Source organism: Rhodococcus sp. NPDC059234 (assembly GCF_042754225.1).
In the GTDB taxonomy this organism is placed as follows: domain Bacteria; phylum Actinomycetota; class Actinomycetes; order Mycobacteriales; family Mycobacteriaceae; genus Rhodococcus_G.
Genome location: NZ_JBHZAH010000050.1, coordinates 22,281 through 33,401, shown reverse-complemented (window position 1 = coordinate 33,401; position 11,121 = coordinate 22,281). Strand labels below are relative to the sequence as shown.

The 11,121-nt window shown below is 62.3% G+C and carries 7 protein-coding genes; 3 read left to right on the top strand and 4 right to left on the bottom strand.

Annotation, left to right across the window (positions count from 1 at the left end; genetic code table 11):
* Nucleotides 1-638 precede the first annotated feature (638 nt).
* Genes ACFXGJ_RS12890 through ACFXGJ_RS12880 form a run of 3 tightly spaced genes read right to left on the bottom strand, consistent with a single transcriptional unit; the run spans nt 639 to nt 3,986 of the window.
* The gene (locus ACFXGJ_RS12890; protein ID WP_378620037.1) at nt 639-2,174 is read right to left on the bottom strand and encodes a flavin-containing monooxygenase; all 1,536 of its coding nucleotides are present in this window, start codon (nt 2,172-2,174) and stop codon (nt 639-641) included.
* Nucleotides 2,175-2,199: 25 nt separating this feature from the next.
* Nucleotides 2,200-3,294 (bottom strand): NAD(P)/FAD-dependent oxidoreductase, encoded by a 1,095-nt coding sequence (locus ACFXGJ_RS12885; RefSeq protein ID WP_378620034.1) that lies wholly within the window; start codon nt 3,292-3,294, stop codon nt 2,200-2,202.
* On the bottom strand, nt 3,291-3,986 hold the full coding sequence (locus ACFXGJ_RS12880) for a TetR/AcrR family transcriptional regulator (RefSeq protein WP_378620032.1): 696 nt from the start codon (nt 3,984-3,986) through the stop codon (nt 3,291-3,293). Before ACFXGJ_RS12880 ends, ACFXGJ_RS12885 begins: the two co-directional genes overlap by 4 nt.
* Nucleotides 3,987-4,681: 695 nt before the next feature.
* Between ACFXGJ_RS12880 and ACFXGJ_RS12875 the strand changes: the two genes are divergently transcribed.
* The 3 genes from ACFXGJ_RS12875 to ACFXGJ_RS12865 all read left to right on the top strand — a co-directional run bounded on the left by ACFXGJ_RS12875 (nt 4,682) and on the right by ACFXGJ_RS12865 (nt 9,517).
* A complete protein-coding gene (locus tag ACFXGJ_RS12875) occupies nt 4,682-5,251 on the top strand; it encodes a YdeI family protein (RefSeq protein WP_378620042.1) in 570 nt (189 codons plus the stop codon).
* A gap of 166 nt (nt 5,252-5,417) precedes the next feature.
* Nucleotides 5,418-6,344, top strand: coding sequence for a DUF2971 domain-containing protein (locus ACFXGJ_RS12870; protein ID WP_378620029.1), 927 nt, complete (start codon nt 5,418-5,420; stop codon nt 6,342-6,344).
* A gap of 1,307 nt (nt 6,345-7,651) precedes the next feature.
* Nucleotides 7,652-9,517 carry a DUF262 domain-containing protein gene (locus ACFXGJ_RS12865; protein WP_378620027.1) on the top strand — a complete coding sequence of 622 codons (1,866 nt, stop codon included), beginning with the start codon at nt 7,652-7,654 and terminating at the stop codon, nt 9,515-9,517.
* Nucleotides 9,518-10,032: 515 nt separating this feature from the next.
* On the opposite strand, the gene ychF is transcribed toward ACFXGJ_RS12865, so the two are convergent.
* Nucleotides 10,033-11,112 (bottom strand): redox-regulated ATPase YchF, encoded by a 1,080-nt coding sequence (gene ychF, locus ACFXGJ_RS12860; RefSeq protein WP_072749559.1) that lies wholly within the window; start codon nt 11,110-11,112, stop codon nt 10,033-10,035.
* Nucleotides 11,113-11,121 lie beyond the last annotated feature (9 nt).

Sequence of the window (11,121 nt, the reverse complement as noted above, 5' to 3'; positions counted from 1 at the left end):
CAACGACACCATCCAGATGTCCGGTCTGATCACCGCCGAGGGCGACTACGTGCAGGGCACGCTCAACGGCATCGTGCGGGTCTCACGCGGGTAGCTCGCAGCAATCGGCCGGCGGAGGCAACCCGCCACCTCGGCAAGAGAGCGCCGGTTGACCCAATCGAGCGGCGGTCCGGACACCACAAGGCTGTCCGGACCGCGGCAGACCTTTTCCGGCCGTCCCGGAGTCCGCCAACGAGATGAGATCCGGCCTGCCGGACAGCGGTTTCGCCTTGCCAGGGCTGCGTGCGCGACTGCGCGCATCGAAACCCTCCACCGGGCGACAACGACAGAATGGCGTCGACGTTGTCGCCGTCCACGAACCACTCGGGTCCAGTTCGGCCGCGGCGCCGCCCGGGCGATCATCTCGCCAGGACTCCAGGAACGTCCACTTCGTGCAGTCACTGCTGCGCACTGAGCCGATACTCGCCCCGCCTCCCGTTGTGTAGGCGAGGAAATACAACCCGTCCGTAGGCGCGGCGGATCGCTACCGACGGGTGAGCCGGCAGTAGACCTCGAGCAGGTCGGCCTCAGTTATTGCAAGCGGTGTCGGGTGAGGGTGTCTGGAACCAGGGGTTCGACGCGCGGGTATCGCCGGCGTATCAACCGGTAGTTGAGCTCGCCGGCTCGGATCGAGTGTATTCGTAGTGGTCGAGGTCGAATGTGCGGCTGGCGAGGCGGAGGCCGGGCCCCGAGACGGGGCGAACGAAGGGGGCTTCGCCGTGGCGATCGAAGTAGTAGCTGTTCGAGTTGATGCAGCTGGGTTGCGCGAACGCGGTGTGGCGCGCTTTCGCGCGCATGCTCCGCATGTAGGCGTCGTGTGCCGATTGCCTTACGGCGACTTGGGTTGCGCCGCGGCGGCGAGCCTCGTTCAGGCACCGCGAGATGTGGCGGCTCCCGGACTCGATCACGCTGAACCAGGACGGCCCTGCCGCTGACCAGGGCCCGTTCATGAGCCAAAAGTTCGGCAACAGGGGCGTGGAGATGCCCTCGTAGGTCTGGTAGCCGTGCTCATCCCACCATTGCCCTACATCGACGCCGGCGGTGCCGCGGACAGGGAAGGGCGGAACCACTCCGAGCTGCATGGTTTTGAATCCCGTTGCCAGCACTAGGACATCGAGCTCACGGTGAGTCTCGGTCACCGTGCCCGCAGCGGTGTCCGCCACGGCGGTGACGATTCCCTCCGGGGTGACCCGAAGGATCCGTTCGGTGACCAGCTCGACGTTGTCGCGGTTGAAGGCCGGCAGGTACGTGTTGGAGAAGGACGGGCGTTTGCAGCCGAGGGCATACGCCGGCGTCAGCTTCGCGCGTACCTCGGGGTCCACCACTTGCTTGCGTAAGTGCCGCAGGCACATTCTCTCCATGCTGCGAACAAACAGTGGCACCCGCATGTGGTACGCGATGCCCGCGGTCATGACGAACTCGGCCAGCAGAGAGGTGCCGGCGCGCAACACCCGTTGGGTGACCGGAGCATGTGCGAACAGTTCCCGCATCCGCGGGGAGATATCGGTGTTCGGTTTCGGAATCACCCAGATCGGTGTCCGCTGGAACACCGTCAGCCGCTCCGCCGCGGGCGCGATTTCCGGTATCAGCTGCAGAGAGGATGCGCCGGTCCCGATGACGCCGATGCGTTTACCGGCCAGCGCGACGTGCGTGTCCCAGCGCGCGGTGTGGACGGTGGGGCCGTCGAAGGTGCCGAGACCGGGGATATCCGGGTACTTCGGCTGATCGAGCGGCCCCACCGCCGACACGAGGAAGCGGGCCGTCAGAATCCCCCTGCTCGTGTCGACGACCCACCGGTGATTCCGACCGTCGTATCTGGCGGCCTCGACGCGGGTCCGCGGATGCACATGGCGACTGACGTCGTACTTGTCGGCGCAATGGTTGGCATAGGCGGCGAGCTCGTCGCCGGGCGCGAACAGTCTCGACCAGTACGGGTTCGGTTCGAAGGAGTACGAGTAGGTCGTCGAGGGAATGTCGACGGCCACCCCCGGATACCTGTTGTGATGCCACACGCCCCCGACGTCGTCGGCGGCCTCGAGGATCGCGAAGTCGGCGATGCCGGCCTTCCGGAGCTCGATACCGAGTCCGATCCCCGAGAACCCCGCGCCCACGATCACTACTTCATGGTCGATCATTCCGGCCGGTTCCATTGCCGCCTGGTCACTTCGGGCCCGGGAGCCACGCGTAGTTGGCGGTGCGCGATCCGTACTTGGCGTAGCGGTTGATCCCTTCCTTGCTCACCGCGCCGACTCGCCCGGCGACAAAGATTCGCCTAGGGGTGTCGTCCCGCCGACAGGCCTGCACCAGGCCGCTACGTCGCCCGAGGCTCAGCGCCTGCCCGGTGTAGCCCATGGAGAACCGCTTGAGTTTGCGTCCCTTGGCCATCCGGATCAGCGTGCCCGCTGCGTGCGCGCCTTGCGGAGTGGCCGTGGCACAGGCGAAACGCGCACCCGGAACGGCCGCACAGTCGCCGACGACGAAGATGCGTGAGTCCGTCACGCTGCGCAGATGCTCGTCGACCACCGCACGACCTTCGGCGTCGACCTCCAGGCCACTGCTCGCGACGAGATCCGGCACACCCGCGACGATCGCCCACAACGTGAGATCGGAGTGCAACGCCTGCCCCGACCGCAGAACCACAGTGTCACCGCCGCCCTCGTCCGGCGTGCGCACCTCACTGACCGCGCCCTCGATGACTTGCACGCTCATCCGCTCGAGGCCGGCGTGCACCCGCTGCTGCGCGCCTGGCGAGAGGGTCGCACCGATCGTCTCGCCCACGATCCGCACCTGCAGGTCCGGGCGCGCTTCGGCGACTTCGGTTGCAGTCTCGATCCCGGTCAGCCCGCCGCCGACGACGGTGACGACGGCGCCGCTGGGCAGGTCCGCCAATGCGGTGCGTGCTTGCTGCGCGCCTTCCCAGGTGCCGACCGGGACGGCGCCGGGCAGCGGCGTGACCGTGCTGCCGACGGCAACGATCAGGTAGTCGAAGCCGATACTGGTGCCGTCGTCCAGGTTCACGGCGCCGTCACCGATCTTGTCGACCGAGCCCACATGCACGGCGACGCCCTCACGCAACATCTCGGTCAGCGGTGTTGCCGCGGTACCACTTCCGGCGATCTGTTGGTGCAGTCGCACCCGTTCGACGAAGTCGGACCGCGGGTTGACGACCGTGATTTCGGCGTCCTCGAGCTTCTTCGCGAGCCGGTTCGCGGCGATCGTTCCCGCATAGCCGGCACCCACCACGACGATCTTCACAATTGGCTCCCTTTGTGTGTTGAAGCGGATTGAGTGTGTGTTGAAGCGGATTGAGGATGTGCATGCGTGTCGCCGCTGCCCGGCCAGGACAGTCGTGCGGCGACGAGTTCTGCGGTGGCACGCAGATACTGTTGTGCGTCGACCCCGGCTGGATGCTCGCCCTCGAAGATGTCGGTGATCATCCAGAAGTGCGCGACGGCACCGATCAGCACGGCGGCAACCGGCCGCCAATCGGTGTCGGCATCGCCCGAGAGTTCAGCCAGCCCGCGAGTGAACACGGGCATCGACGTCTCGTACTCCTCGCGGCGAAAGGTCTCGAGAACCTCCTTGTCGATGGTGTTGTCCCGAAACAGGATTCGTGTGACATCGCGATTGTGTTCGAGCCGGGCCAACCCGATCCCACACAGCAGGGTCAGGCGGTCGGCCATGTTTGCGTCCGGCGCCACGGCGTCGAGCATCCGAACGATCGAGAAGTCGGGATCGAGGTACTGGACCCACTCCTCCTTCTGTTCCAGGCGACTCGCGACAGCGGCGACCAACAGGGCGTTCTTCGAGCGGAAATGCCGATAGAGGGCGCCCGAGCCTCCCGTCAGTCCCGCTTCGGACTCGATTTGCGCCACCGACGTCCGCGCGAAGCCCTGCTCCCCGAACAGCCGCAACGCCGTTTCGATGATCCGATCCTTTGTCGACACACGATGAAAGTAACCACTTACTGACATCGCGTCAAGAGGATGCGGAAACTCACCGACTCGACCGCGCGACCCGACCGAGGATCAACGGCGAGAAGTGCCGAGTCCCGCGGCAGCATCGTCGCCTCGGCGCACTCGAAAAATGCGTAGCGTCATACGAATCGTCAAGTGCCACAGATCAACCCGAAGTCGAATCCGGCTCGGCGTTCGCGCCACCGCACTACGGTGTCCGCAGGAATCGCCCTCCCGGCACAGGAATCGGAAGCGTCGCCAGGCGTCACAGGATGGAGAGGATTCAACCGTGCCTCGTGTCACGAATCGTCGTATCGCATCGATCATCGCCGCCACGGCCCTGGTGGCTGCCGGTCTTGTCACCGGGGCCGGTACCGCCTCCGCAGCCGACACGTCCTCTGCCGGGTCGCTCGCGGATGGGTTCTACTGCGGCAGGGGCATGCCACACCCTCTGCCGCCCATGACCTGCTACGTGTTCGGTCATTCATTCGAACTCCCGCTGTGGCTGTCGTAGGACGAGTGGGAGCGCGACCGACGACGAACGGGCGGTCACCAGGACGCGCACTCCGCGACCGGGGCTGCCGAACGCCGCACATCCACGACAGTCTCGCGCCCCCGGCACCGAGTCCGGCCGTCGCGTGACCGCCAGCGCATAGCCTTGCCCCATGCCCCATGCCCCATGCCCCATGGCCAACGCGAACGCCGAACACCTGCATCCCGAATCCCTCGACGAGTGCCACGCGTGGTTGCGGGACAATCACGCCGAATCCGCCGGCATCTGGCTTGTGTTCTGGCGCAAGGAGTCCGGGAACACACCACTCGACTACGACCAGGCGGTCCGGGAGGCGCTCTGCTGGGGATGGGTGGACGGGCACACCCGGACCATCGACGAGCACCGGCGGGGCATGTGGTTCACCCGACGCGGACGTAACAGCGCATGGGCCGCGTCCAACAAGGCACGCGTGACTGATCTGCTCGCCGAGGGACGCATGCAGCCGGCCGGACTGTCCGTCATCGACGACGCCAAACAGCGTGGTCTGTGGACCCTGCTCGACGACGCCGAGGCACTGGTGGAGTCACCGGAGCTCGCCGCGGCCCTCGACGCCGACCCGCAGGCACGTACCCACTGGGACGCGTGGCCGCCGAGCGTCCGCAAGTTCGCGCTCAGCCAGATCGCGTTCGCCAAGCAACCCGCCACCAAGACCAATCGAATCGGCGGCATCGTCGAGAAGGCCGCGCGCAACGAGCGGCCATGACCTCGCCCTGAAGTCGGCTTACACGTTGAAGCGGAACGCCAGTGCGTCCCTCAATATACCGATCTACCTGTGGTTTCATGGTTTGAGAAGCGCGCGTTAGCCCCGTTCTAGCCCCACAGGTGCGTCTACACCGGGGCGTGTCAGACCCGCGTGAGACGATGGCGCCATGCAGAAGGCGTACACGGCTGCGGATGATGGCGAAGTCCACCACTACACAGACACAACTGGACTCATCGGCATCATTCAAGGGAAGAAACTCTGGGCGACGAATATTCAATTCCTGAACGACTCCCTTGAGTACGATTTCGGCCTTCAACGGGTAACCGATGCCCTACGCAACTCCTTCGACAAACTGAAGACCGCTGAGTCGGCAGACGAATCATCCGCCAGCGAGCTTGAAAAATCCCTGGAAGTTGCAATAGGCCTATTGGAGGGCAAGGGAGGTAACCCAAAGGATGGCCAGTTCGTTTGTTGCCTATCCAATTTTGGCGATGATCTCGGCCAATGGCGAGGCTACGCACAAGAGGGATACTGCATCACGTTCGATAGGGATGAACTAACGGAGAGTATCGCAGAGTCTCAGGACGACGAGCGGTCCGTAAGGCACGGGAACGTCACTTATGGGCCTGGGTACGACTGGGGAGTGGGACACGTCACGGACGAGGTTCTGTCCCGTATGCATGAGATCGTTTCTGACCCCGACGTGGATCTGAAAAAATACAGATTTCTCGAAAGTGACCCCACCTTTGGAGAAATAGTTCGGGATAGGAATCGACCGCTACTTGCCTCCATCACATGCATTGCCGCGGTTCAGAGTTCTATTCCGTTCCAGAAAGAAGACGGATTCGTCAACGAACAAGAGATGCGTTTATGCGTATCACACCCCGGCGAAGTCAAGTTCCGCCCATCCAAGATTGGCCCAATCCCCTATGTCGAACTGGAATTCAATCCAGCATCCATTAAGGCCGTAACCGTGGGTCCGGGATTGAATATCGAGCTTCGACAATCCACACTGGAGTACTTGCTGGCACACGAGTTCGGCAAGGATCACACGATTGAGGTCAAGAAGACTGCACTGTCCTTCAGGGGCTAACCCCTGATCGCCCGCACGTTCGCCGGCTCCGGCTTCGGGGCCGCGAACGCTCCATCCATCGCGTTGCTGACGGCGTCGCTGGCGTCCTCGTAGAGGTGGCCGTAGGTTGTCCATCGTGATCTTGAACGAGCTGTGCCCCAGGTGCACCTGAATCGCTTTGGCGGGAACGTTTGCCGCGATCAGCAGGGCCGCGCAGGTGTGCCGCAGGTCGTGAAGCCGCAGCCGGCCCGGTAGGCCCGCCAGATGTCGCTCTCACACAAGACCATCGTGGCCATCGTCGACCGCGAGGGAGCCGCCGAGGGACCAGCCTTCTCTGCTCCACGCTTGAGCGCACCGTCACCGTTCTGGTGGCGGGGCGTTGTCGTGTTCGGGGTAGGTTGCCGCTAGCCCCGCCTTAGCCCCATCGGAGGTGTTTCGGGGCGCACACGCGGCGACCACGCACTGCGCACAAACCGGCAAGAAATGCACTCTCACCAGCATGTTCTTTGAACAGCCAGCCGCCCACCTGGGGACAATTTAGCCCCACTACGCGTTGAAGCGGAACTCCACCCCTGGCAGACGGTCATAGAACATTTCGTCGCGGACGCATTTTCACATCCCAAAACGTTTGCTTGCCTGGGCAGACTGACGAGTAGCCCCTGCACGGGAGCGAGCCCGGAACGCTTGGCATGTGTACCTGGCAGGACTCGATACCCCCAACGAGGTCGACGCCTTGGCGATCACTACGGGGTGACCGGTTGCTGAGCGAACCCGCGAGCCGGGATCCTCCCTGGTCACTTGTTAGCGCCGCGAACCCGTCATGTCAGACCGCCCTTTGGACACGCCGGTCAGGTGACGATGCGTGGCGATTCCCGCGACCGATGGGGATCGGCGATCTCTCTCGCATTGATGGGTTGGCCGTGGAGCGGTCGAGCGGAGAGGAAGAGCAATTGCTGCGCACCGGAGACTTTCCGACCATTCGAGGCCGCGCAGTATGACGAGGCCGGTAGGGCAGCCAAAATGCGTCACTGTACGCCGTTGGAACCAAGTCCGGAACTCGCCGCGTGCCGATGGTCGCAGAACCTTTCGGCGAGCCAGTGGCTACATCACGCAATTGGCCAGCAGTGTGGCCTGGCACATGATGAATCCCATCTTGAGGCCGGCGCGGACCACACCAGCTACAGCAGGAGCGCCGGCACTCGCGTCCTTCGCTACCAAACGCCCACAGCGCACCCAGGTGCCGCGGAACCAGAACAACGCCTCCTCCCAAGAAGTCCAGGATCTATCTCGCGGCATATCGGTAAGCTCCCGGGCGGAGTGATCGGACCGTGCTATCCATCGGCCGTCGCCCGACACGACTCATCAGTGCAAGGATTTTCAAACGCAGCAAGGCAGCTGCTTGTGGCTGCCCGACCGACAGATCAGGGAGCAGCACTTTGCAGATCGATGCACATAAACGAACCCTCGGCGAAGTACTTCAACAGGGGCAACACATTGTGCCGAGGTACCAACGTCGATATGCGTGGGAGTCGCAGAACATTCGCGACTTCTGGAATGACATAACGAATGCCACCGATCCCCACTTCCTTGGAAGTATGGTAACGAGCGGCACGACCTCGGCTCCCCGAGAGGTAATCGATGGCCAACAACGACTAACCACTGCAGTCATCTCATTGAGCGTGCTACGCGATCTTTACGAGGAGATCGGAAATGCGGTTCGCGTCACTGGCATAAAGGAGTATCTCGAATACAACGACCGCAATGGTGACCGCAATTACCGCCTGAAGAATAAGGACGCCAGCGCGGCGAGTCGACTCAACGACAACATTCTGCTAAACAAAGAACACCGCGCTAGCGCGCCCGGCTACGACCGCGAGGCCTTGGAATCACAGGCATACGAAATTTTCGAGACACTCGTACGTGGCGTGATGAACGACTCGGCGGACAAGACTCAGTGCCTGGATTCGATTCGCGATGCAATCCTCGAATCAGAAGTCGTATACATCAACGTCGAGGATCGCAAGAATGCGTTCACCATTTTCGAAACTTTGAACGATCGAGGCAAGAGCCTAACGGTGATGGATCTCGTCAAGAACCTGCTGTTCGCGGAGATCGCCTCCGGCGATGAAGACAGTTCCGAACGCGCGTGGTCAGACATCCTCGAGAAGGTCGATGAGCTCACATTCGAAGGGATGACACCCGACTCGGTCCTGTATTACGCGTGGAACTCAAGGCACCACGCAGGAAACCCAGCCACCGACACAATTGAACAGGCTCGACTGCGACGATCAATAGCCGATCGAATTGAGTCATCACCTGATCGAGACGCAGAAGCGCAAGATCTGATCAATGGACTCCGGTTCGATACGAAGGTCCTTTCAGCACTAAATCAGACACTGACGAGTAATGGCTCCCCCGATTCATGGCGGGAGCTTGATACCGATTGGCGCCGAGACAAGTATGAGGATATCTGCGACCGATTGTACGGAATCCTGGTCGCCGGATCAAATCAACCGCTCCCTCTACTGATTTCGTTGATGGGCGCATACTTTCGCGACACCAGGAAAATTCACCGAAAGACCTTGATTGAGTTCTTAACAGTCATCGAGAACTTCCAGTTTCGGTGGAGTATCGCGCAAAAGCCTTCAACTTCGACAATTCGCCGACTATATCGCCAAGCTGCCTCCTCCGTATCGGCCGCCACATCGACGTCGAATTTCGAAGCGGCCAAGAAATCGTTCGCGGTCGGCGCGTCCAAAATTGATGCCTCAGACGCTCAATTCAGAGACGGAGTCAGTCGTCTCGCCTACTCGCGCACCCGGTCCAAAGACTCATTCAAGATCAGACACATTCTCACTCGAATCGAAAAGTCCTACGGATCGACCAGATTGGATCTCAGTCGCCAGCTGTCCATAGAACATCTTCAAGGCTTGGAGGGACGATCGGAAATCACGCCGCGGAACACATGGATATTTAAGATTGGGAATCTTGCCCTTGTCCCGCCTGAAGTCAATTCTGAGCTTCCCAGGGAATTCGCCGACAAATGCGTTGAGTTGACCAACTGGATCAATAGCGAAGATAAACCGCTCGTCAGCGCAATTGGCCGGAAAATCTGGAAGAGTGAACATTCAAACGAAAGAATAGGCGCCATTACACAGCGTGCGATCGAGCTCTGGCCGAGAGTTTCGGACTGAGCAACTTCGGGAGCTTTCAACAAAGACCTGTTGGTCGCGACGTCGCGCCTGCTAGGGACTCCCTTTCACGGGCTTCGGTGTGTGAACGGCGAGTGCGCGCAGGAGCGCGCACTGTAAAGCGTGAGCCTCTGACAAAAGAATGCGACGGCGCCCCGGCTTGCGGGCCGGGGCGCCGTGTGACCGAAAAATCGTCAGGCGACAAACTTGAACGCCCCACCACCTGCTGATGGTGCTCACAGAGGCTGGATCATCACTGGCCCGTGGGCCTCGCTCGCGCGCCGAGACTTCCAACATCTTGGTGGGTCGCCCACGTGCTGCGCCATCGTTGGCCCCTGAGGACGGTCACCACAGCCCAGAAGAGCCTTGGATGAACGGGGACCGTGTTCCTACGCGCAAATGGAGACCATTCCAATCAGCGCCTGAATTCACCGCCTTTTCACACCGGCATGCTGATGCAAGACCGGAATGCGAGACTTGTTCGGCCGATGACCCGAAAAAGCTCGTAACCAGGCGAATTAGACATTAAACCTGAATTCAACCACGTCACCGTCGACCATCACGTAGTCCTTGCCCTCCATGCGCACCTTGCCCGCAGCCTTGGCCGCGTTCATGGAGCCGGCGGCGACCAGGTCGTCGAAGGACACGATCTCGGCCTTGATGAAGCCACGCTCGAAGTCGGTGTGGATGACGCCGGCCGCCTGCGGGGCGGTGTCGCCCTTGTGGATGGTCCAGGCCCGCGACTCCTTGGGACCCGCGGTCAGGTAGGTCTGCAGCCCGAGGGTGTGGAAACCGGTCCGGGCGAGCGCGTGCAGGCCGGGCTCGGACTGACCGATCGAATCGAGCATCTCCTGACGGTCCTCCTCGTCCAGCTCGAGCAGCTCCTGCTCGACCTTCGCGTCGAGAAACACCGCGTCCGCCGGGGCGACCGAGGCGCGCAGCTCGGCGACCTTGGCCTCGTCGGTGAGCACGGCCTCGTCGGCGTTGAAGACGTAGAGGAACGGCTTGGTGGTGAGCAGGCTCAGCTCACGGAGCAGGCCGAAGTCGAGCTTGTCCTTGACGCTGAACAGGGTCTTGCCCTCGTCGAGGAACGCCTGAGCCTTGAGCGCCTCCTCGTGCAGCGGCTTGAGCTCCTTGTTCTTCTTCGCTTCCTTCTCCAGCCGCGGGAGGGCCTTCTCCAGCGTCTGCATGTCGGCGATGACGAGCTCGGTCTCGATCACCTCGATGTCCGAGGCGGGGTCGACGCGACCGTCGACGTGCACGACGTCGTCGTCGGCGAACACGCGAACGACCTGGCAGATCGCGTCGGCCTCGCGGATGTTGGCCAGGAACTTGTTGCCCAGGCCCGCGCCCTCGGAGGCGCCCTTGACGATACCGGCGATGTCGACGAAGGACACAGTCGCGGGCAGCAGCCGCTCGGACCCGAAGATCTCGGCGAGCTTGGCCAGCCGCGGATCGGGCAGCTCGACCAGGCCGACGTTGGGCTCGATGGTCGCGAACGGGTAGTTCGCGGCCAGCACGTCGTTGTTGGTCAGGGCGTTGAAGAGGGTGGACTTGCCGACGTTGGGCAGTCCGACGATTCCGAGGGTAAGGCTCACGGTCTCCAG

Bases quoted from the DNA above. Each gene is read 5' to 3' on its own strand.
- ACFXGJ_RS12890 (WP_378620037.1), bottom strand. From the start codon at position 2,174: ATGATCGACCATGAAGTAGTGATCGTGGGCGCGGGGTTCTCGGGGATC.
- ACFXGJ_RS12875 (WP_378620042.1), top strand. From the start codon at position 4,682: ATGGCCAACGCGAACGCCGAACACCTGCATCCCGAATCCCTCGACGAG.
- ACFXGJ_RS12870 (WP_378620029.1), top strand. From the start codon at position 5,418: ATGCAGAAGGCGTACACGGCTGCGGATGATGGCGAAGTCCACCACTAC.